This window comes from Veillonella sp. oral taxon 780 str. F0422 (assembly GCF_000221605.1).
In the GTDB taxonomy this organism is placed as follows: Bacteria; Bacillota; Negativicutes; order Veillonellales; family Veillonellaceae; genus F0422.
On the sequence record NZ_AFUJ01000013.1, the window covers coordinates 18,983 to 42,106 of the forward strand.

At 39.6% G+C, this 23,124-nt stretch carries 23 protein-coding genes and 4 tRNA genes; all 27 read left to right on the forward strand.

What is annotated here, in order from left to right; translation table 11 throughout:
* Window positions 1–7 precede the first annotated feature (7 nt).
* The 27 genes from HMPREF9200_RS01650 (at window position 8) to HMPREF9200_RS01780 (ending at window position 23,089) form a co-directional block, all read left to right on the forward strand.
* Window positions 8–910, forward strand: coding sequence for a hypothetical protein (locus tag HMPREF9200_RS01650; protein ID WP_009353093.1), 903 nt, complete (start codon window positions 8–10; stop codon window positions 908–910).
* Window positions 911–1,029: 119 nt separating this feature from the next.
* Complete coding sequence (locus tag HMPREF9200_RS01655) at window positions 1,030–1,350, forward strand: hypothetical protein (RefSeq protein WP_009353121.1); 321 nt, start codon at window positions 1,030–1,032, stop codon at window positions 1,348–1,350.
* Window positions 1,351–1,606: 256 nt separating this feature from the next.
* Window positions 1,607–3,013 carry a pyruvate carboxylase subunit B gene (locus HMPREF9200_RS01660; RefSeq protein WP_009353080.1) on the forward strand — a complete coding sequence of 469 codons (1,407 nt, stop codon included), beginning with the start codon at window positions 1,607–1,609 and terminating at the stop codon, window positions 3,011–3,013.
* Window positions 3,014–3,176: 163 nt separating this feature from the next.
* Window positions 3,177–3,476: a septum formation initiator family protein gene (locus HMPREF9200_RS01665; protein ID WP_009353118.1), complete on the forward strand. Its 300-nt coding sequence runs from the start codon at window positions 3,177–3,179 to the stop codon at window positions 3,474–3,476.
* A gap of 98 nt (window positions 3,477–3,574) precedes the next feature.
* Window positions 3,575–4,483 carry a phosphatase gene (locus HMPREF9200_RS01670; protein ID WP_009353088.1) on the forward strand — a complete coding sequence of 303 codons (909 nt, stop codon included), beginning with the start codon at window positions 3,575–3,577 and terminating at the stop codon, window positions 4,481–4,483.
* Window positions 4,470–5,765 (forward strand): tRNA lysidine(34) synthetase TilS, encoded by a 1,296-nt coding sequence (gene tilS, locus HMPREF9200_RS01675; RefSeq protein WP_009353074.1) that lies wholly within the window; start codon window positions 4,470–4,472, stop codon window positions 5,763–5,765. Before HMPREF9200_RS01670 ends, tilS begins: the two co-directional genes overlap by 14 nt.
* 22 nt (window positions 5,766–5,787) lie before the next feature.
* Complete coding sequence (gene hpt / locus HMPREF9200_RS01680) at window positions 5,788–6,324, forward strand: hypoxanthine phosphoribosyltransferase (protein WP_009353069.1); 537 nt, start codon at window positions 5,788–5,790, stop codon at window positions 6,322–6,324.
* A 75-nt stretch (window positions 6,325–6,399) separates the two neighbouring features.
* On the forward strand, window positions 6,400–8,307 hold the full coding sequence (gene ftsH, locus HMPREF9200_RS01685; RefSeq protein WP_009353116.1) for an ATP-dependent zinc metalloprotease FtsH: 1,908 nt from the start codon (window positions 6,400–6,402) through the stop codon (window positions 8,305–8,307).
* Between the two features lie 214 nt (window positions 8,308–8,521).
* A complete protein-coding gene (locus HMPREF9200_RS01690; protein ID WP_009353083.1) occupies window positions 8,522–9,505 on the forward strand; it encodes a biotin--[acetyl-CoA-carboxylase] ligase in 984 nt (327 codons plus the stop codon).
* 1 nt (window position 9,506) lies between these two features.
* Complete coding sequence (locus HMPREF9200_RS01695) at window positions 9,507–10,274, forward strand: type III pantothenate kinase (protein WP_009353081.1); 768 nt, start codon at window positions 9,507–9,509, stop codon at window positions 10,272–10,274.
* Window positions 10,267–11,268: a tRNA dihydrouridine synthase DusB gene (gene dusB / locus HMPREF9200_RS01700; RefSeq protein WP_141558174.1), complete on the forward strand. Its 1,002-nt coding sequence runs from the start codon at window positions 10,267–10,269 to the stop codon at window positions 11,266–11,268. The genes HMPREF9200_RS01695 and dusB overlap by 8 nt, the downstream gene beginning before the upstream one ends.
* A gap of 266 nt (window positions 11,269–11,534) precedes the next feature.
* The gene (locus tag HMPREF9200_RS01705; protein WP_009353099.1) at window positions 11,535–13,367 is read left to right on the forward strand and encodes a carbon starvation protein A; all 1,833 of its coding nucleotides are present in this window, start codon (window positions 11,535–11,537) and stop codon (window positions 13,365–13,367) included.
* Between the two features lie 177 nt (window positions 13,368–13,544).
* Window positions 13,545–13,829 carry a 30S ribosomal protein S6 gene (gene rpsF, locus HMPREF9200_RS01710; RefSeq protein ID WP_009353064.1) on the forward strand — a complete coding sequence of 95 codons (285 nt, stop codon included), beginning with the start codon at window positions 13,545–13,547 and terminating at the stop codon, window positions 13,827–13,829.
* Between the two features lie 21 nt (window positions 13,830–13,850).
* Window positions 13,851–14,261, forward strand: a complete 411-nt coding sequence (locus tag HMPREF9200_RS01715; protein WP_009353084.1) for a single-stranded DNA-binding protein — start codon at window positions 13,851–13,853, stop codon at window positions 14,259–14,261.
* A 38-nt stretch (window positions 14,262–14,299) separates the two neighbouring features.
* Window positions 14,300–14,530, forward strand: a complete 231-nt coding sequence (rpsR, locus tag HMPREF9200_RS01720) for a 30S ribosomal protein S18 (RefSeq protein WP_009353119.1) — start codon at window positions 14,300–14,302, stop codon at window positions 14,528–14,530.
* A 469-nt stretch (window positions 14,531–14,999) separates the two neighbouring features.
* The gene (locus HMPREF9200_RS01725; RefSeq protein ID WP_009353123.1) at window positions 15,000–16,415 is read left to right on the forward strand and encodes an aspartate ammonia-lyase; all 1,416 of its coding nucleotides are present in this window, start codon (window positions 15,000–15,002) and stop codon (window positions 16,413–16,415) included.
* 368 nt (window positions 16,416–16,783) lie between these two features.
* Window positions 16,784–17,161, forward strand: coding sequence for a CrcB family protein (locus HMPREF9200_RS01730; RefSeq protein WP_009353071.1), 378 nt, complete (start codon window positions 16,784–16,786; stop codon window positions 17,159–17,161).
* A 1-nt stretch (window position 17,162) separates the two neighbouring features.
* Window positions 17,163–18,149: a molybdopterin-binding protein gene (locus HMPREF9200_RS01735; protein WP_009353060.1), complete on the forward strand. Its 987-nt coding sequence runs from the start codon at window positions 17,163–17,165 to the stop codon at window positions 18,147–18,149.
* Between the two features lie 103 nt (window positions 18,150–18,252).
* A complete protein-coding gene (cysK, locus tag HMPREF9200_RS01740; protein WP_009353107.1) occupies window positions 18,253–19,167 on the forward strand; it encodes a cysteine synthase A in 915 nt (304 codons plus the stop codon).
* A gap of 62 nt (window positions 19,168–19,229) precedes the next feature.
* Window positions 19,230–19,856, forward strand: coding sequence for a serine O-acetyltransferase EpsC (gene epsC, locus HMPREF9200_RS01745; RefSeq protein ID WP_009353111.1), 627 nt, complete (start codon window positions 19,230–19,232; stop codon window positions 19,854–19,856).
* 8 nt (window positions 19,857–19,864) lie between these two features.
* Window positions 19,865–20,653 (forward strand): carbon-nitrogen family hydrolase, encoded by a 789-nt coding sequence (locus HMPREF9200_RS01750; RefSeq protein WP_009353113.1) that lies wholly within the window; start codon window positions 19,865–19,867, stop codon window positions 20,651–20,653.
* A gap of 94 nt (window positions 20,654–20,747) precedes the next feature.
* Window positions 20,748–20,823, forward strand: a tRNA-Asp gene (locus HMPREF9200_RS01755).
* Window positions 20,824–20,866: 43 nt separating this feature from the next.
* Window positions 20,867–20,942: transfer RNA gene (locus HMPREF9200_RS01760), tRNA-Phe, on the forward strand.
* Between the two features lie 15 nt (window positions 20,943–20,957).
* Window positions 20,958–21,043: transfer RNA gene (locus tag HMPREF9200_RS01765), tRNA-Leu, on the forward strand.
* Between the two features lie 5 nt (window positions 21,044–21,048).
* Window positions 21,049–21,123: transfer RNA gene (locus HMPREF9200_RS01770), tRNA-Ile, on the forward strand.
* 58 nt (window positions 21,124–21,181) lie between these two features.
* Entirely contained in the window at window positions 21,182–21,886 is a 705-nt protein-coding gene (locus tag HMPREF9200_RS01775; RefSeq protein ID WP_009353104.1) for a class I SAM-dependent methyltransferase, read from the forward strand.
* A 93-nt stretch (window positions 21,887–21,979) separates the two neighbouring features.
* A complete protein-coding gene (locus HMPREF9200_RS01780; protein ID WP_009353102.1) occupies window positions 21,980–23,089 on the forward strand; it encodes a Nif3-like dinuclear metal center hexameric protein in 1,110 nt (369 codons plus the stop codon).
* Window positions 23,090–23,124 lie beyond the last annotated feature (35 nt).

Sequence of the window (23,124 nt, forward strand, 5' to 3'; positions counted from 1 at the left end):
AGAGTCTATGAATACCTTTGGAAAAGTAACAACAGCCTTTTTGCTAGGCTTAGTTTTGCAAGGTGGTGTCTACCTGTATTTAGACCAAGTATACTTAGCGCCTACTACAAATTTTCAGGTGATCAATGGCGAGGAAGTAGATAAAAACTTTCCAGATGTGAAAGAGGGAACTCGCTATTACTCTCATGACCATAAATATATGGCTGTAGTGGAACAAAATCGTGTGGATATATATACGGCTGGTAAAGAAGCTCCTGTTACTTTGGATTTAAAAGAACGGGAAGTATCTTATTTTGAATGGATGTCAGATCGTAATTTAGCCATTGTTGGTTTATTTGGTGGCCGTCATAATGATGTGATGTTAGCTCGCATTGACCCAGAAGCACCAGAACATGAAATTGATACAACTATTAATTCTGTTCCTAATGGATCGCGTATTACAGATGTGGCGTACTCTGCGGCAACGAATGTAGTCTACATGAAGGTCCGTGTCGGAGATGGTGCATATCGTGTATATCGTACAGATGCAAACTATGATACGCGTCGTGTCTATATGCAAGCTTCTGATATTGGGCGTATCGGCATGTTCTACAATGAAGATCGATTCTTCTATGATAATGTACGTACTGGAGATGTATTTATGTTCAATGGTACAGAAGGTGGATGGCGTGCCATCAACCCTCCAGGAAAATTCCGTTTAATCGGTGTTACCCAAGGACAATTGATTTACATTGTTAAAGTTGATGATAAAAATCGTGCCTTAGAGGCCTATGAAGGTAAACTAGGGGTAGGTTTTAATAAAGTTTATACCTATGATAACCCAACAGAATTATCAGAAATTACTGTAGATTCTATCTTAAAGGATAAAGAGACTGCTAAAGATAGCGGTTCTTCTGAGAAAAAGCAATAAAGAATTATACGATACATGTAACTTTCAGTAATAAAATTCACTGTCTTTCATAAAAAGCTATAACAATTAGTCATAATAGAAACAAAATTGTGGGATATATGGAAAGAAGGAACTAAAAAATGGCGAAATTTAAAATCCAAAAAGGATTAAGTGATGCGGACATGATGAAAGGGTTTGTGGAAACAGAAACCTTTGAGACTGCTATATTGAAAGATAATGCCAGTACAGGTAACAAACTAGGGGCCAAAGTAAAGTCACATAAAACGGAAGATGATTTTTATCAAGAGTTTTTAACAGAGCGGATAAAAACAGAAATTGGCAAGTTGTTGCTAGCGATAAAAATGGATTATTTTAAAGAGGATGTAAAAGACTTTTCTATTCAGGTAAAACGAAATGGTCAACATATTGTGTTAGAAACAGCGCCTAAAAAAGTGAAATAGATATACATCAGTTGACAATGAATATCGAAACAAAAGTGGTGAAATTCCTCTAAAATAGTGGATATACATGTAACTACATCGATAAAATTCATATGATTAAAAAGCATGTATTTAGGTTGACAAAGATGGCGTTTAGTAGTCTAATATAGTTATGTACATTATACATGAGATAACTGTTACTCATGTATTTAATAATTCCCTTTCTATCAGGTGGTAGAGTCTTGATAAAAAAGGGTCAATGTGAAGGAGAAGGATTATGAGTGCAAAAAGAGTAAGATTAGTAGAAACAGTTCTTCGTGATGGTCATCAATCTATCTTGGCTACACGTATGCGTATGAGCCATATGCTTCCAGCATTACAACAATTGGATGAAATTGGTTATGATGCTTTGGAATGCTGGGGTGGTGCAACATTCGATAGCTGTATCCGTTTCTTGGATGAAAACCCATGGGAACGTCTTCGTACATTAAAAGCAAACTTAAAAAACACACCATTGCAAATGTTACTTCGTGGCCAAAACTTATTGGGTTACAAACATTATGCTGATGATGTAGTAGAAGCATTCGTTCGCAAAGCAAAAGAAAACGGTATGGACCGCATCCGTATTTTCGACGCATTGAACGACCCTCGCAACATGCGTGCTGCTATCGAAGCTGGTAACAAAGCAGGTGTTCATGTACAAGGTACTATGGTTTACACAATCAGCCCTGTACACACTAACGAAAGTTTCGTAAAAGTAGCTAAAGAATTGAAAGAAATGGGTATTGATTCCCTTTGCATCAAAGATATGTCCGGTTTATTAGCTCCATACGATGCAGAATCCTTAGTAAAAGACTTGCGCAAAGAATTTGGCGAAAAATTCGATATCGATTTACACAGCCATTTCACTTGCGGTTTAGCATCTGCTACATACTTAAAAGCAGTAGAAGCTGGCGTTGATATCATCGACACTGCATTGAGCCCATTCGGCCATGCAACTAGCCAACCTGCTACTGAATCTATCGTTGAAATCTTCAAAAACACTCCATACGATACTGGTTTAGATCTTGCTAAAATGCGTGAATTAGCTACATACTTCCGTGGCGTTCGTAAAGAAATCGCTGATGAATTCGGTTTAACTCCAGCTCATGAAGTATTACCAGAAGTTCGTCATTACCAAATCCCTGGTGGTATGTTATCCAACACTCAAAACCAATTAAAAGAAATGGGTATGGCTGACAAATTCTTCGACGTAATGGATGAAATGCCTCGCGTTCGTGAAGATCTTGGTTTCCCTCCATTGGTAACTCCAACATCTCAAATCGTTGGTACAATGGCTATGATGAACGTGTTGTTCCAATCCCAAGGATTGCCTCGTTACAACACTACACCAGCTGAAGTAAAAGACCTAGTTCGTGGTAAATACGGTCAACTTCCAGCAGCTGTAAAACCAGAAATCAAAGAATTAATCATTGGCGACGAAACTCCTATCACTCATCGTCCAGCTGATGATGTAGCTCCAGAAATGGAAAAAATGCGTGCGGATCTTGAAGCTAAAGGCTTTACTGGTGTAACAGAAGAAGACGTATTAACATACGCTATGTTCCCAGAAGTAGCTCTTCAATACTTCGAAAAACATGCAACACCTGTAACTCAAAAAGTATTGAACTACAAAGGTGAATAGTTAATCCTTACATTCACATATAAGAAGCGACCTCCTAGTGGGGTCGCTTTTTATTGTATATCATGGAGGTATTGTAGTAGTCACACTCTTTTATAGGAAGTGTACACGGAAATGTCTACATATGCTATAATACAATTATAGATACAATACAGGAGTGATAGGTATGGCAAATGTAAATGGAAAACCGAAAGGATCGGCAAAGAGAAAAGTAAATAGAAAATTAGACAAAGTTCGCTTAGCCTTGTTTATCTTGTTTGCCATAGTAGTAGTGCAGCAAGTATATACAATCTATAGTTTACATCAAGAAAAACATCAACTTGAACAGCAGTTGCAAGAATTAAAAAAAGAAAATGAAAATTTATCAGAACAAAAGAAGTTATTAGAAGATGATAAACATATCGAAGGTGTAGCACGGGAAGAACTAGGCTTAGTGAAGCCTGGGGAAGTTCCCTATGTTCGATAAGGGAAAGTGATACAAGAGTATCACTTTTTTTGTGTATACCATGGATAGACTATAGATATGATTATAAATAACTAAGGATAGAAAGTTGAGCGATAGAAATGGAACAATGTATAGTAGAACAAGGCAGCCGGATTGGAATTGTGGACTTAGGTTCTAACTCGTTTCGGGTATTGTTGGGGACCTATGATGGTTCGCAGTGGCAGAATGAACCGAAGCAATTATGGACTACACGATTAGGTAAACGTCATAGTAATGGACTATTAACAGAGGAAGCTATGGAGCGTGGTGTTCAAGCTCTCAAAGAAATAGAAGAGATACTCACTGACTATGGGGCTACTATCCGCATTGCTCTTGCTACGAGTGCCATTCGAGAATCAGGAAATGGCAAGGACTTCTTAGAGAAAGCCATGCAAGTGTGTCCTATGGAGTACCGTGTACTAAGTGGTGAAGAAGAGGCTACCTATGGATTTATAGGGGCCACGGTTTATGAAAATCCAGACTTTCACTATGCTACTATTGATGTAGGAGGAGGAAGTACGGAAATTGCCTTGGGTGATGCGAACCATGTGTACTTTACAAAATCCTATCCAGCTGGTGCTGTGCGTATGCAAGATATATCTAGGGAGGGACCACAACGTGTATGGGAAGAAACTGTGCGCATGTGGGATGAACTACCCATTGAAGGAATGTTTGGCGAGTTTATTGGTATTGGTGGAACCGCAACATCCTTGGCGGCGATAGATTTGCAAATGGAACGTTACGATCCTAGACGAATACAGGGGCATCGTATGGACCGCGGTACTATTGAAGCTATGATATTACAGCTTCGGTATATGAGTCGTGAAGAACGGTTGGAAGTGAAAGGTTTGCAACCAGGGCGTGTAGATATTATTGTGCCAGGGGCCGAGATTATTACATCTCTTATGGATACGTATCAAATTGGATCGATTGTGGTCAGTGAAGCTGATGGATTAGAAGGGTGGCAAGCGCAATATGGTGCAAAATAAATCCTATTATTCTTGGGCGCCTTTGGTGACTAGTTTGTTAGATGCCTATGAAAGTCAAGGAGATTTGCACACCAGTATAGAAGTGGAAAAGGCCAATGAAACACGCAAATATGTGGAGATGGTTGTGCCCTTGCTGACGATGGAAGAATTGGCTGAGCAAGTAGATAACAGTCGCACCGTGTTGAATAGATACTATGGAGAGAATTGTATTGATCAGTATCATACGTATCGACACCGTATGTATCAATCTACTATCCCAATGAATCGTAGTCGAGAGAAAGCCTTATATGGAGATATGTGGGCTACTGTATTGCGGTTTCGGCAGGCGGTGACAGCAGCGATGGGGGACTCAATAACAAAAGATACGCCTCTATTGTTAGCCTGTTCTGGTGGGGTAGATTCTATAGCCTTATTACATTATTTTTATATAGAGGGATTCACGAATGTAGGCGTATTTACTATGGACCATGGACTTAGAGTAGAGGCTTTTGAAGAAGTGGAGCTAGTAGAATGGTATGCTATACAATTTGGTATGCCCTGCTATACAGTGCATGAACATGTTGGTGATAAGGCCAAAGAGAAAGGTATATCCTTTGAGATGATGGGGCGCCAATTGAGGTATACTCATCTACAAGATATTGCAGAAGATAAGGGATATGAATATATTGTGACGGCTCATCATCTAGATGACCAAGGGGAAACAATCTTAGCTCACTTGTTACGTGGAACTGGACTAGAGGGTTTACAAGGAATGAAAACTATCACAGAAAATCTGTGGAGACCTTGTATATCTTTACCTAAACAGGTATTACAAGACTATGCTAAGTGGTTGCAGTGTTTTCATGGAGAAGATGCGTCTAACCAAGATACGACCTATGATAGGAATTGGATTCGACAAGTCCTGATACCTACCTGTACGGAAAGGTATCCACAAACAGTGAATGCCTTGTATCGATTAGGTGCATTGGCGCAATGTGATACCTCCTATTTTGAGCAAGAGGTGACACGGTTAGAATCGGACTATGTCAGTTATGATGAAACTGGCATAGTGTTGGATAAACGAGGGCTGATGGGTGAGCATGATGCCTTAGTGAGCCGACTATGGAAACGAGTATTAAGCCTTTATGTGAAACCAGAACAATTGAATCAGGCAGTTATAGATGGTTTATGTTCTTTAGTCAAAGGTCCAAAGGGAAAAGAATTTCGTTTCCGTCAGGTGCAAGTTTTGACGTCATATGATACAATTAAGGTTGTTCTATGTAGTGACATAGAAAAGAAATAGAGCTAACTAATAAGGAGTTACTATGATACCAGAAGTAAAAGAATTATTGCTTTCGGAAGAACAAATTCAAAAACGAGTGGCGGAATTAGGTCGTCAAATTACAGAAGATTATAAAGGTAAAGAAATTGTCCTTGTAGGTGTATTAAAAGGGGCCATTGTATTCTTTACAGATTTAGCACGTCATATTGAAGGCGATGTAAAAATGGATTTTATTTCTTGCTCTAGTTACGGTAGTAGTACTGTAAGTAGTGGCGTAGTTCGTATTTTAAAGGATTTAGATCGTCCTGTAGAAGGGAAACATGTGATTGTAGTAGAAGATATTGTGGATACTGGTACAACCTTGTCCTATTTACTAGAAAACTTGCAATCCCGCAAAGCGGCTAGTGTTCGTCTTTGTTCCTTGTTGAATAAACCAGATCGTCGTAAAGTAGATGTTTATGTAGACTATGAAGGCTTTGTCATCCCAGATGAGTTTGTCATTGGATATGGTTTAGATTACGATGAAAAATATCGTCAATTGCCGTATATTGGCATTTTAAAAGAAGAAGTCTATCAATAATCGTTGATATATTCGACAAAATTTGATATGATAAATAAGTATCAATTTAGATTATAGATGAGAAAGGAGAAAAATTTGAAGCGAGGCTTAAAAAACGTACTCCTCTATTTGTTGATAATTGTCGCAGCAGTGGCAGCGATTAACTCTTTTTCTGAAGGTACAAAAAATAAATCAGAAATTACATATACATCGTTCCTACAAGAGGTGCAACGAAAAAATGTAGAGAGTGTCACAATTACAGGGGATCATTCTATTACAGGTAAATTAAAATCTGGTACAGAATTTGCTACCTATGCACCAAGTGATGCAGGTATTTTTGCAAAACTGTCTGAAGGTGGTGTTGATGTAACGGCGCAACCGCCTGAGCAACCAGCTTGGTGGGTTAGCTTATTAACATCTGCCTTACCAATTGTATTGATTATTGGATTCTGGTTCTTTATGATGCAGTCTACACAAGGTGGATCTGGTCGCGTCATGAACTTTGGCAAATCTCGTGCTAAAATGCAGGGAGAAGGTAAAGTTAATGTGACCTTTAAAGATGTGGCTGGTGCAGATGAAGCTAAGCAAGAATTGGAAGAAGTCGTTGAATTCTTACGTAATCCTGGTAAATTCAATGCTATCGGGGCTAAAATTCCAAAAGGGGTCTTATTGTTTGGCCCTCCAGGGACAGGTAAAACCTTGTTAGCACGTGCTGTAGCAGGGGAAGCAGGAGTTCCATTCTTTACCATTAGTGGCTCTGACTTTGTAGAAATGTTCGTTGGTGTGGGTGCTTCTCGTGTGCGTGACTTATTCAGTCAGGCTAAGAAAAATGCACCATGCATTATTTTCATCGATGAAATTGATGCAGTAGGTCGTCAACGTGGTGCAGGTCTTGGTGGCGGTCATGATGAACGCGAGCAAACCTTGAACCAATTATTGGTAGAAATGGATGGTTTTGGTGCCAATGAAGGTATTATTACCATTGCGGCTACAAATCGCCCAGATATTTTAGACCCAGCTTTATTACGTCCAGGTCGTTTTGACCGCCAAGTGACAGTGGGTCGTCCAGATCTTCGTGGTCGTGAGGCAATTTTACAAGTTCATGCTCGTAATAAACCGTTGGATCCAGATGTGGATTTAAAAACGATCGCGAAAAAAGTACCTGGTTTTACCGGTGCTGATTTGAGCAATTTATTAAATGAAGCAGCGTTGTTAGCAGCTCGTCAAGATCGTAAATCCATTTCCATGCATGACTTAGAAGAAGCTAGTGAAAAAGTAAGCTATGGTCCTGAGCGCAGAAGTCATGTGGTGAGTGAAAAAGAACGTGAATTGACAGCATACCATGAATCTGGTCATGCCATTGTGGCTCATTTATGGCCCAATGCAGATCCTGTTCATAAAGTAACAATTATTCCTCGTGGTAGCGCAGGTGGTTACACCATGATGCTCCCACAAGAAGAGAAAAACTATATGACACGTTCCCAATTGCTAGCACAGATTCGCGTGGCTTTGGGTGGACGTTGTGCAGAGGCGATTGTACTGAAAGAAATCAGTAGTGGTGCTTCTGGAGACTTACAAATGGTGACGAACATTGCTCGCGAAATGATTACTCGTTTGGGTATGAGTGATGAGCTAGGACCATTGGTATTTGGTGAACATCAAGAACAAGTCTTCTTAGGTAAAAGTTTAGGCTCTGAACGCAATTATGGCGAAGCAGTAGCTGAAAAAATTGACAATGAAATGCATCGCATTGTAGCAGAAGCATACGGTGATGTAATGAACTTGTTAACAGAAAATATTGATTTCTTACATAATATGGCGAAAGCTTTATTAGAAGAAGAAACAATTGATGCTAAGCAAGTGGAAAACTTGTATCGCTATGGTACTTTACTAAGTCCAGAAGAAGCACAAGCAAAAGCAGAAGAGGAAGAGAATAGTAAGAAAACTCCTCTAGAAGTAGCAGGTATCGTGATGCCAGATAAAATTGATGTATCAAAAGAATAATCTAAGATGCTAATAGGAAGGTATCTTCCCCTAGGGGAAGGTACCTTTTGTGCATATTAGATTTAATCAAGGTGTATTATGAGAGCCCTTTTTGTAGGTGTACCAAATTGGCATAGCTATGGATGGTGAATTACTTAGAAAAGACTTGCTTTTTATGTAGGACCTCTGTACAATCGTATTGTAAACCTCGATAAAGGTAAGGAGGCGACAAGCCGTGAGAGATGAAATACTAGACTTTTTAAAAGAAAACAGAAATCAATTTGTATCTGGACAAGCGATGTCAGAGGCTTGCCAGGTGTCACGTACAGCGATTTGGAAGCATATAGAAGTACTACGTAAACGAGGCTATGTGATAGAATCTTTTACAAAAAAAGGGTATCGGTTGCTAGAAGAGCCGAATCTGATTAGTCCTGAAGAGATGGAAGGGGTATTACAAACAAAATCCTTTGGCCGTTATTATGTATATGAAGAACGGTTAGATTCCACAAATAGTATCGCAAAGGCCTTGGCTATGGATGGAGTTCCAGAAGGTACAGTGGTATGTGCAGAAGAACAATCTTCCGGTCGTGGTCGCTTATCTAGAGGTTGGTATTCTCCCTATGGAAAAGGGCTTTGGTTTAGTTTAATTCTAAGACCCAAGTTCTTACCTATGGAAGCGTCAAAATGTACCTTAATGGCAGGAGTTGCCTTAGTGAAAGCATTCCGTACCTTGGGGCTTTCAGAGGCGGGCATCAAATGGCCGAATGATATATTGGTAGGGTCTCGTAAAATGGTGGGTATTCTAACAGAAATGAATGGCACTATGGAAGAGATTAACTATATTGTCTTAGGGATTGGTATCAATACGCATACGACGATAGAAGAAGTTAGCGAGGATCTGAAGGATAAAGTCATGTCTTTTGCTATAGCTGGGATAGAGATAGATCGCAAAGAGGCCTTCGCTGTAATTTTAAAAGCCTTAGAGGATCAGTATGAAAAGGTGTGTCAAGAAGGCTTTGACTCTACCTTGGAAGAATGGAAAGAGTATAGTGTAACTTTATATAAAGAAGTACTAGTAAAAGCGCCAGATAAAGATTATATAGGGTATGCTAAAGATTTAGATAGAGATGGAAATTTGATCGTTCAATTAGAGGATGGACGAGAGGAACGTATCATAGCAGGAGATGTGTCTATACGCTCCACTGGAGGAGGATATTAAGATGTTATTAGTTGTAGACGTAGGGAATACGAATATCGTATTAGGCGTATATGAGGGAAAAGAAATTATGGCTCATTGGCGCATTTCTACAGATCGTGGGAGAACTACTGATGAATATGGCATGTTGTTGAGCAATTTATTTCTTCATGATCCAAAGGTGAATAAAGAGGATGTGGAAGCTGTCATTATTTCTTCTGTAGTACCTCCGTTGAACCCTACGTTAGAGCGTGTGTGTTTGCGCTATTTTCACAAAAAACCATTATTCGTAGGCCCTGGTATTAAAACAGGTATTTCTATTAAATACGAAAACCCTCGTGAACTAGGAGCCGATTTAATTGTAGATGCGGTGGCTGCTTATGAAAAGTATGGTGGAAACTTAATTATCATTGACTTTGGCACAGCGACGACGTATTCTGCTGTATTAGACGGTGGTATATACTTAGGTGGGGCTATATCTCCTGGTATTGGCATCTCTGCAGAAGCCCTGTTTGGTCGCACTGCTAAGTTACCAAGAATTGAAATTAAAAATCCTGGTCCTGTCATTGGTCGCAACACAGTTGGTGCTATGCAGGCAGGCGTATTATTTGGATATGTTGGACAAGTGGAAGGCATTGTGGCTCGTATGAAACGAGAAATGCCAGAGGATACAAAAGTGGTGGCTACTGGAGGCTTAGCGCCTCTCATTAGTGCTGAAACTGATGTGATTGATCACATTGATCCAATGATGACATTAGAAGGATTACGACTTATTTATGAAAGAAATCAATAATACATCCTGGCACATAGGACATGTCATAATTCCTGGCCGTATTGGGTTAGCGCCCATGGCGGGATTTAGCGATGTGTCCTATCGCTTATTAGCAAAAGAAATGGGAGCCTCTTTCGTGTGTACGGAAATGGTGAGTGCCATGGGGATTAAATACAATAATGAACATACAAAAGAATTGCTCTATATGGAAGCGGTAGAACAGCCTGTTTCTATGCAAATTTTTGGATCCGATCCAGAAGCCATAGCCATTGGAGCAAAAGTAGTAGAGGCAGCGGGAGCGCCTATAGTAGATATTAATATGGGCTGCCCTGTGAAAAAGGTAGTATCCTCTGGAGATGGCTCTGCGTTAATGAAGACTCCAGAGTTAGCCATGAAGGTGGCGGAGGCAGCTGTGAAAGCGGTACAAATTCCAGTGACTGTTAAATTGCGTCTAGGTTGGGATGAGACGTGTATCAATGTAGTAGATATGGCACAACGCATGGAATCTGTAGGAGTAGCTGCAGTAGCTGTGCATGGTCGTACTCGTGAACAGATGTATAGTGGTAAGGCCAATTGGGATTACATTAAAGAGGTGAAGTCTGCTTTGCAGATTCCAGTCATAGGTAATGGTGATGTGAACTCTCCAGAAAGTGCGAAAGCGATGTTGGAATACACCGGCTGTGATGCGATCTTGGTAGGGCGTGCAGCGCAAGGAAATCCGTGGCTATTTCGACAAATTAAAGAATACCTAGAAACAGGTAGCTACAGCCCTAGTCCAACGGGATCAGAGCGAATTACTATGCTCTTACGTCATTATGAGTTGCTATGTCACTATAAAGGTGTGGACTTAGCAACTCGTGAGATTCGAACGCATGCTAGCTTTTATATCAAAGGATTGCCAGAGGCAGCAAGATGGAGAAATGCTCTCAATGTTGCTATGGGACGTGAATCATTTATCAACGTTGTAAATGACTATAAAGCATACTTGGAAAGCCGTTCGGGGCATACAATATAAGGTGTTTTGTACATTCTGAAAGGGCATGAAATCTTATTATATTGAGAATAAAGAAACTTCATAAGCCTAGAATGTATTGTAAATACGGAGTTTTTTTAAGACTAAATCAGTACCATTATGAGAAATAGTAAATTGACATGGATGATATTTGTAACTATAATTAAATCAGAAATACCAATTTACTTTTTTGCATAGATCATAGGGTGATGTCATGCAATGAATGGTTATATATAGCGTGACTCATCCAACATTTAGGGGGTGTATGTATGGTCATGAATGGTATTTATTTAGTTATTGCCTCAGCGTGTATCTTAATGTTAGGATATCGTTTTTATGGGGCATTCATAGCGGCGAAGGTGTTAACTTTAGACAAGTATCGAATGACGCCGGCTATGGTTCACAATGATGGACATGATTATGTGCCTACGAATAAATGGGTCACATTTGGTCATCATTTCGCAGCAATTGCTGGGGCAGGTCCTTTAGTGGGACCGGTAATTGCAGCACAATTTGGGTACTTGCCAGGTACTCTGTGGATTTTAATCGGTTCCGTATTTGCTGGTGCAGTCCATGATATGGTTATTCTATTTGCGTCTATTCGTTATGATGGTAAATCCATTGCGGATATTACACGTGAAGAGATTAGCAAAATTGCAGGTTTAGGTGCTATGCTAGCGACGTTATTCTTGCTTGTTATTACATTAGCAGGTATGGCAGTAGTAGTAGCCAATGCGCTTCACGGCTCTGCTTGGGCATTTTTCTCAGTGTTTGCAACAATTCCTATTGCAATTTTTATTGGTATTTATCTACAATGGTTGCGTCCGGGAAAAATTCAAGAAGCAACAATCATTGGGGTTGGTCTTATTTTTGCAGCTATTATCTATGGTCCCAATGTAGCGGCTAGCGAATATGCATCTTGGTTTATTTATGATTTGAAAACAATTGAAATTATGTTAGCTGTCTATGGTTTCTTCGCAGCAGCATTACCAGTTTGGTTGTTATTAGCTCCTCGTGATTACCTATCTACCTATTTAAAAATTGGCACTATAGGAGCCTTAGCACTAGGTATTCTTATTGTTATGCCTGAAATCCAAATGCCAGCAGTGACAGAATATATTTGGGGTGGCGGTCCTGTATTGAAAGGTTCTGTATTCCCATATATATTCATTACCATTGCTTGTGGTGCTTTATCTGGGTTCCATACGGTTATCGCAACAGGTACAACACCTAAAATGTTGACTAATGAAAGAGAAGTATTACCTATCGGTTATGGTGGTATGTTAACAGAATCTTTCATTTCTATGATGGCAATGATTGCAGCTACTGCACTTCATCCAGATGATTATTTTGCAATCAACTCTACGGCAGAATCTTTTAGAGCCTTGGGACTTCAAGTGCATGAATTACCAGCATTATCTGCTCTAGTAGGGGAAGACTTGATGCATCGTCCTGGTGGCGCTGTATCCTTAGCAGTGGGTATGGCACATATCTTCTCTCGCCTACCTAATATGGATCATTTATTGGGCTATTGGTATCACTTCTGTATTATGTTTGAAGCCTTGTTCATCATGACATTGATTGATGCAGGTACTCGTGTAGGTCGTTACTTATTACAAGAATTACTTGGCTTATACTGGCCTAAATTCAATGACCAACATTGGGCTCCTGGTGTATATGGTTGTGCTGCATTGATTTGTATCATGTGGGGATACCTAGTATTACAAGGTAACATTGGTACAATTTGGCCATTATTCGGTGTATCTAACCAATTATTAGGTACGATGACATTGGCAGTAAGTACAACAATCATCATGCGTTTAGGGAAAAAACGGTATGCTTGGGTAACAGGTGTTCCAACTATTCTTATGGCGATTGTAGCAGTCGCTGCTGATATTGAAAACGTATTCTTCAACTATATTCCAGCTGGTAAATGGATTTTAGTGGCCTTCTCTGTAGCTATGTTTATTATGATTCTTGTTGTATTAGTAGAGGCAATTCGTAGTTGGATTCGATTATCTACATTACCACAAGATTTTAGAACACAAGAAGAAGTAGAAGCTGAAAGTTACGCTAAATTAGCAAAACAAGCAGAAGCATAATATACATAATTAGTATGTTAATGAAATAGACATGGTCCTTGGGGACTATGTCTATTTTCATGTTTTTCTTGCAATTCAGACTAGAATGTTGTACAATAATAAGGCTTATTGATGGTAAGCATCTTCCTACCCCTATGTAAGATAGGGGCGTTAGTCCGAAAGAGGAGGTGATTTTGTATGAACAAATACGAAGTCATGGTGATTGTGAAACCAGCTGATGAAGAGACAAACAAAGCTACTTTTGATAAAATTGAGGCTTTAATTGCTCGTGTTGGCGGTACAGTTGAGAAAGTTGACGTTTGGGGTAAACGCCGTTTAGCGTATGCAGTAAATAAACATACTGATGGCGTATACGTATTGATTAACTTTGAAGCAGCTCCTGGCGAAATCAAAGAAATCGACCGCGTACTTAAAATCGACGATAACGTTCTTAGACACCTGATTGTAAAACACGAAGAATAATAGCCTAAGGAGGTTGAGGATATGAATTCTGTACAACTTTTAGGGAATTTAGCTCGTGACCCTGAGGTGCGTTACACAAAAACTGGTCGTGCTGTTGCTACTTTCACAGTAGCTGCATCCAATACATATGTGGATCAAAATGGCGAGACTAAGGAACAAACAGCGTTTGTAAATTGTGTAGCTTGGGGAAAATTAGGAGAAGCTGCGGGAAACTTGCGTAAAGGCAGCCGTTGTTTTGTAGAAGGTCGTATTGCGACTCGTTCTTACGAAGCACAAGATGGTACAAAACGATATGTAACAGAAGTAGTTGCTAATTTCGTGGGACAAGCCTTAGATACGCAATCATTTGATGCCTTTGACGGTGGTGCATCCAATTTTGATGATTTTGGTGCAGGTTCCGGTGCAGGCGCAGGTGAAGAAATTCCGTTCTAAGCTAAGAACTCCACAACTATATCAAAGGAGGTTTCTCAATGAGAAGAGATAGAGGCAGAAAACCAAGAAGAAAAGTATGTAACTTCTGTGTTGACCATGCTGATCAAATCGACTACAAAGATATTGCTAAACTTCGTCGTTTCACGACTGAACGTGGCAAAATTCTTCCACGTCGTATTTCTGGTGTTTGTGCTAAACATCAACGTAAATTGACACTTGCAATTAAACGTGCTCGTGCTATCGCGTTGTTGCCATTCACAGCAGAATAATTTAATACAAATATAAGCCCAGTAGCTAACTTAGTTACTGGGTTTTTTGTTTTCTAAAAGGAGTTAAAAAGATATAATTTGAGTTTGTTGCTACCCGGTTGCAACCACTTTTCAGGCTTTTTTGCCTACTGTTGCAACCATATATATTCTTTTGGAGTTATAGTTGGAGTTAGTTTTTATATGTTTCCTATATAGTAGAGGGTCCTTGTAATATAGAACTGGATGTATTTACAACATAAATTTTATATCATATATATTCCTATATAGTCTATAGAAATATACAAAAATGAGCAAAATTAATGATTGCTATGAGTTTTAGTTATTTGCTTAGATATACAAGGAGGTATTATTCGGAACTAGAAAGCATGCACCTATTTTGTATACAAGATACATGATATAATACAGGTATATCATATACACAAAGCTTATACAGTAGATACATATGATATTATATGAAATGAGGTATACTATGAGAAAAGAACATGATTTTCTAGGTGAATTAGAATTAGCCGATGAGTTGTACTATGGGGTACAAACATTACGTGGTATTGAAAACTTTTTTATTACAGGTAAACAAATTGACTTAGATTTCGTAAAAGCTATGGCTATGGTAAAAAAAGCTTGTGCTTTAGCGAATATGAGTACTGGTCGTTTAGATGAAAAAATAGGTCAAGCGATTAGTCGTGCTGCAGATGAAGTGGTACGTGGTAATTTCAATGATCAATTTCCTGTAGATCCTATCCAAGGAGGAGCAGGTACTTCTTTTAATATGAACATGAACGAAGTATTAGCGAACCGTGCTTTGGAAATTTTAGGGTATGAAAAAGGTCAATATGACATTGTATCTCCGAATAACCATGTGAATATGGCACAATCTACAAATGATACTTTCCCAACAGCTATCAAAGTATGTGCGATTATGAAAAGTAAACCTTTATTAATGGCACTTCGTCGTTTAGCAGATGAATTAGATAAAAAAGCTGAAGAGTATAAAGAAATTTTAAAAATGGGTCGTACTCATTTACAAGATGCGGTGCCAATTACATTAGGTCAAGAAATGGGTGCTTATGCATCTGGCGTGCGCCGTGGTATTCGTCGTATCAAATCTGCTATGTTAGAAGCACATACTGTGAATATGGGGGCTACTGCTGTGGGTACAGGCTTGAATGCAGAGCCTACGTATATCAAAGCTGTTGTAGATGAATTATCCCGTGTGGTAGGAGAACCGTTCATTACGGCGGACAACTTAATTGATGCTACGAACAATACAGATGTGTTTGCGGATATTTCTTCTGGATTGAAAGTAACAGCCCTAGTATTAATTAAAATGGCTAATGATTTCCGTTTAATGGCATCTGGCCCTCGTTGTGGTATTGGCGAGTTAAAATTACCTCCACGTCAACCGGGCTCTTCCATCATGCCAGGCAAAGTAAATCCAGTAATTGCGGAAGTATTGAACCAAACTTGTTACCAAGTTATCGGTAATGATTTGACAATTTCTCTTGGCGTAGAAAATGGACAATTCGAATTAAATGTTATGGAACCAGTGATTGCTTATAACTTGTTCAACTCTATGTGCTACTTAAAAAATGCGGTCAACACATTTGTAGATAAATTGTTAGTTGACCTTGAAGTGGATAAAGAACAATGCGAATATTGGTTAGAACGTTCTGTTGGTATCGTAACAGCTTTGTTGCCGCATATTGGTTATGAAAATGCCTCTGCTTTGGCAAAAGAAGCGTTGGAAACTGACCGTAGCGTAAAGGAAATCATTCTAGAACAAGGATTGTTAACGAAAGAAGAAATGGATTATATTCTTTCTCCGAAAGAAATGACGCGCCCTGGTATTGCGGGTCAAGATTTAGTAAAAAATCCTGGAAACTAATGTATATAAAAGAACTGCTTAGAAATAGGCAGTTCTTTTTTGTTGTATCAAAGTAGTTGAGCTAGGTAGTCTATGTGGGCGTTCTTTAGTATAGCTCTTATAGATAAGCTCTCTGTAACACGTAGTAGGAGTTATATTGGTATGGAGCGTGTATGAATCTAGTATACGTACTAGCTTATGCTACATGAGAGATGTCATGTGTGTACAATGTTGGTACGACATATAGTGAAAAAATAGTGGGTACTTCTAATATAGGGTGTAACTATAACAACTTATATATAAATCGAGAGAGAAAAATTCGCGGTTTAGTATATAATCCGCTTAGGGTGGTGTATAATAAAGGAATAAAGGAATAAAGGAGTTTGATTATGAATGTATATATAGCAGTGGCTATTGGTGGGGCTATTGGTGCCATGACGCGGTATGGCATTGGACAGTATATGGTCACGAAAGGAACACTGTATCCTTGGGGAACGGTGCTAGTAAATATCATAGGTTCCATGTTTATTGGATTGAGCATGGCATATATTGAAGGACAACCTAATGTGTCACCTTGGGTTAAACTGTTATGTATTACAGGGTTTTTAGGTGGGCTGACAACCTTTTCTACCTTTATCTTTGAAGGATATATGCTGCAAGAGAAAGGTTTGTGGTATATGCTATCCTACATGGGTGGACAGGTATTGGTTGGGTATGGCCTGTGCGGGCTAGCTTTCACCATTGGTAAACGAATGTGGGGATACTAGAATGAAAGAAATACATGTAAAAGATGCAGTGGGTCAAGCACTATGCCACGATATTGTGCGCATCGTCATTGGAGAGGTGAAAGACACACCATTTAAACGAGGACACATCATCAGAGCGGAAGATGTGGAATTATTATTGCAATTAGGAAAAGAGCATATTTATGTAATGGAAGAATCCGACTATAATTTGGTTCATGAGGAGCAAGTAGCAGAAGAATTATATCGTTTCTGTGAACATCCATCTCTCAGCCCTACCCCAGTACAACAAGGCAAGATTGAAGCCTTGGCAAATCATAATGGTGTATTGACCGTGGATGTAGAAGGATTGCATGAAATCAATAGTATTGGGGAGTTGACCATTGTTACAAGATTACACGGCACACCTGTAAAAGCTGGGCAACCGGTAGCAGGCATGCGATGTATTCCATTATTATTAGAAGCATGGCAGTTAGAAGAAGCGAAACGATTGCGTGAAGGTAAGGAGCCTATCTTACAAGTCTATCCATTTGTGCGTAAAAAAATGGGCATTGTTACTACAGGTAGTGAAGTCTTTGCAGGGCGCATTCAAGATGCTTTCACAGCGGTTATCCAAGACCGTGTAGCGGATTATGGTGTAGAACTGGTAGCTCATGAAATTGTGCCAGATAATACTGATCAAATTGTGGAGGCCATAGACAAAGTAAAGTCCCAAGGGGCAGAGATTATCTTCTGCACGGGTGGTATGAGTGTAGATCCTGATGATTTAACTCCAGGTGCCATTGCACGTCGTGCGAAAGAAGTAGTTACTTATGGGCTACCAGTGTTGCCAGGCTCGATGGTGTGCATTGCGTATTTGGAAGATAGTACGCCAGTACTGGGGGTACCAGGTGGTGTATTGTACAATAATCCGAGCGCTTTTGATGTGATAACGCCACGTTTATTAGCAGATGTACGAATCACAAAAGAAGACTGCATTCGTATGGGGCATGGTGGCTTTCAATCAAAATAAGTAAACTTTTGAGAAGAATGTAGTTGACAAAATCAAATCCTATCTATAGAATAGGAATAAAATTAAGTGTTTTATATTGAAGTCTAAGTAGAGGAGAATAAGTATGGCTGTTGTAAAAAATGCAATTGACTTAATTGGAAACACACCAATTTATCGAATTCCAGATACTAATGTATATGTGAAATTAGAAAAATACAATGCCGGTGGCAGTGTAAAAGATCGTGCTGTTCTTGGTATGTTGCAAGATGCGCAAGAAAAAGGCTTAATTAAAAACGATACTATTATTGTAGAAGCCACAAGTGGTAATACCGGTATTGCTTTAGCTATGCTAGGTGCTATGTTGTCCATTAAAACAATCATTATTATGCCTGAAAGTATGAGTAAGGAACGTCGTGAATTAATTAAAGCCTATGGAGCACAATTAATTTTAACTCCAAAAGAATTAGGTATGAAAGGTGCTCTTGGAAAGGCACAAGAAATTCTTGATAACTATCCTAATGCAGTGACTTTGGGGCAATTTGTTAACCCAGCAAATCCACATGCACATTATGAAACAACAGCGAAAGAAATTTTGCGCGATGTGCCTAACGTAGGTATCTTCGTAGCTGGCATTGGTACAGGTGGCACCTTCACAGGTGTAACAAAAGCTTTAAAAGAGCAACACCCATATATTAAAGCGGTGGCCGTAGAACCGGAAGGCTCTCCAGTTATTTCTCGCGGTACTGGTGGGGTTCATAAAATTCAGGGTATTGGAGCTGGATTTATTCCAGAAAACTTCGACTCTTCTTTGATGGATGAAGTACAAACAGTAACCGATGAAGATGCCATCGAAGAAGTAGCTAACTTCATGCGTGAAACTGGTATTGGTATTGGTATTTCATCAGCAGCTGCGATTTTTGTGGCTCGTCAATATGGTCGTAAATTCCCAGATGTAGACGTTGTCGTGGTAGCTCCAGATGGAGTAGAAAAATATCTATCTATGATTCAATTTGAAAGTGTAGATTGGATTCATTCTTAATCGATTGTGATACAAAAGATAGCATGGTCTAGGCCATGCTATCTGTGTATAGGGAGGAATTTATGAGAGAGGTATGGAATTCTATTCGATACAATATACAGCGTGTATTACAATCTGATCCAGCTGCTACCTCTTGGTATATGGTAGTGTGGACATATCCTCATATAACAGCATTATTTTGGCATTTTTTTGCGCATCGTCTATATCGAAAAGGTTGGTTTACTTTGGCCCGGCGAGTAGCATTACATGCACGTCGAGTAACGGGCATAGAAATTCACCCAGGTGCGAAAATTGGTAAAGGCTTATTTATTGACCATGGTATGGGGGTTGTCATTGGTGAAACTGCTATTGTAGGAGATAATGTGACACTGTTTCATGGGGTGACTCTTGGAGGGATGGATTCTCGTAAGATAAAACGCCATCCTACGGTGGAAGATGATGTGCTTATCGGTGCAGGCACAAAGGTGCTAGGTGATATTACGGTAGGAAAAGGTTCAAAAATAGGTTGTAATCTAGTCATTAAACGAGATGTACCAAAGAATGTGATCATTTTTGAAACGGAACCAGAGCATATTATATATCGTCGCCCTAAAGTAGATCGTTTTGACAAAGGATCCTATGTACCACGACGGCATGCGTTGCCATTAGAGCCAAATGACTTTACTGATCATATGGCTTGGCACATTTAGGAGGAATGATGAAAGAGTTACGATTAGGTATCATTCAATTAGCTACAGAGATTGGACAAATAGATAGTAATTTTGAAACAGTGGAAACTTGTGTACGAGCGATTGCTAAGCAAGGCGTGGATGTAGTAGTATTGCCAGAAACTTGGAATACGGGCTTTATGACGGGTCCAGAGTTACATGCATTGGCAGATGAATCAGGTCAACGGGCGCAAGCTTTGTTGGGTGAATTGGCGCAATCAGAACATGTGAATATCTTTGGTGGATCAGTAGCTGTTAAAGAAGGAGACACTATCTACAATAGAACCTATGTATACAACCGCAAAGGGGAATTGCTATCTACGTATGATAAGATGCATGGGTTTAGTCCTGCCAAAGAAAATGAATATTTCACGGGTGGTAATTCGATTCATAACTTTACATTAGATGGCGTGCTTTGTTCCAGTGCCACATGTTATGATATTCGTTTTCCCGAACTAATTCGTAAATCAGCATTACAAGGGATAGAATTATTCTTTTTGCCAGCTCAATGGCCATTGTTACGTTTACATCATTGGCAAATATTAAATCAAGCTAGGGCTATAGAGAATCAAATGTTTTTCTGTAGTGTTAATGGTTGTGGAACTATTGGTAAATTACCAATGGCAGGTCACTCGATGGTAGTAGACCCTTGGGGTGAAGTGTTATTAGAATGTGATGAAACGCCGCAAACTCACATAGTAACTATTGATTTAGACATTGTAGACCACATTCGCTCTAAAATTAATGTGTTCCGTGATAGAAAACCAAATTGTTATTAATAGAATTAGTATGCATTTTAGGAATATATATAATTGACCATAGGTATTGCCAAGATGTAATACCTATGGTATAGTATATAAGTACTCAGTACACGGCCCCGTGGTGTAGCGGTTAACATGTCGCCCTGTCACGGCGAAGATCGTCGGTTCAAATCCGATCGGGGTCGCCATTTTTTTACCTATTTTTAAGCAAATATATCGATTTATATATTTGCCTCGGTAGCTCAGTCGGTAGAGCAACGGACTGAAAATCCGTGTGTCGGCAGTTCGATTCTGCCCTGAGGCACCATATACATATCCTCATGCGGATGTGGTGGAATGGCAGACACGCCATCTTGAGGGGGTGGTGAGCGTATGCTCGTATGGGTTCAAGTCCCATCATCCGCACCAAACGAGGGCCTATAGCTCAGGGGTAGAGCAACCGGCTCATAACCGGTCGGTCCCTGGTTCAAATCCAGGTGGGCCCACCATAAGAAACCATCTCACATTGTGAGATGGTTTTTGTTATCTATAGATGTTCATTGTATAATGAAAGAGAAGATTACAGATATGGCACTTTCAAAACGATTAGAACAAGTATTACATATGATTCCACAATGTCAAACGGTGGCAGATGTGGGTACCGATCATGGGTATTTAGCAGTGGCTTGCATAGAAGAAAAAGTGGCTACACAAGTTATCGCTATTGATGTGAATCAAGGCCCTTTGGAATCTGCTAAAGAATTGGTAAAAGAACGGAAATTAGAACATTATATTACATGTAGATTAGGAGATGGATTAGCTGTCACAAAAGAAGGAGAAGTAGACTGCGCAGTCATTTGCGGTATGGGTGGAGAATTGATGCAACACATCATTACGGTAGGTCCTGAATTGTTACATACCTATGTATTACAACCACAAAGCCATCGACGAGAGTTGAAACAATTTTTAGTTGACCAAGGGTATGGTATTGTCCGAGAAGCATGCTTAGTAGAGGGTAACCAATATTATGACATGTGGCTAGTACAACGAGGCGCCACTTCCGTGTATAATGAGCTACCTAGAGAATCGATGTTATGGGAATATGGTGCTTTGTTACAACAAGAACAATCTGAAGTTTGGACGCAGCACATACAACGTAGAATTGAAACTTTGCAATCTATCCTACAACATATGCGTGATACAGCGAAGTCTAGTGATGCTGTTCAGGTGATGGAACAAGAATTGCAAGCATTACAAGGTATTTTACAATAGGTACAGGTGAAACTTTCACCATTAAAAAAAGTATAACCATTGATGAGTATGGAACGTTACATCATACCTTGAGATGGTGGATAGGAGGTATATATGGTAACTATGAAAGATATTGCTCAAGCTATTGAAAGTCAAGCGCCATTGCAGTTGCAAGAGTCTTGGGATAATTGCGGATTACAAGTGGGATCTATGAGTTCAACAGTGCAACGTGTGTTAACGGCATTAGATGTGACGCCAGAAGTAGTAGCAGAAGCGATAGAGCAACAGGTAGATGCAATTGTGACACATCATCCGATGATTTTCAAAGGTATAAAATCTATCAACACGGATACGATGCAAGGAAAGATGATTAAAGATCTATTATGCCATAGGATTAATGTGTATAGTACGCATACGAATTTAGATGTTACAGCTGGTGGTCTTAATGACGAAGTGGCTATACGACTAGGGTTACAAGATATACAAGGGTTAGAAGAAACGGGACGTGACGTAGCTTATAAAGTGGCTGTTTATGTACCTATTACGCATAGTGAACAACTTCGCCAAGCCATGGGCAACGCGGGGGCAGGTCATATCGGTGCGTACAGTCATTGCAGTTTTTCTGTTGCTGGAGAAGGGAGATTCTTGCCCTTAGAAGGGACGAACCCTTTCATTGGTCAGGTAGGGGCGATTGAAACTGTGCCAGAAGAACGTGTGGAAACGGTAGTGCCTAAAAAGCTATTAGGTCAGGTGTTAGCGGCTATGAAAGAAGCTCACCCTTATGAAGAAATTGCCTACGATATAGTAGCCTTAGAGAATGCTTATGATGCACACTGTATTGGTCGCATTGGCAATTTACCGCAACCACTATCGATAGAGGAGTTCAAAGAAGTATTACAATCTGCATTCCCTCATAGTACATTGCGTTGGGGTGGAGCTAAGAAATCATCCATTCAACGTGTAGGTCTATGCACGGGTAGTGGAGCGGAGTTCATTAAGATAGCAGCTAAGCAAAAAGCAGATGTGTATATTACTGGGGATGTCAAATACCATGATATGCAACTAGCAAAAGAATTAGGAATCACAGTTGTTGATGCGGGCCATTATGGTACAGAATACATGAGCCAAACAGTATTGAAACGAATGATAGAAAGAATTTTCACAACTCAAGAAGTAGAGGTCATAGAAAGTAAAGTGCAAAGAGATTTTTTCTTTGAAGTCTAAGCACTTTCGGTTTATAATGTATAAGAGAGGTATTG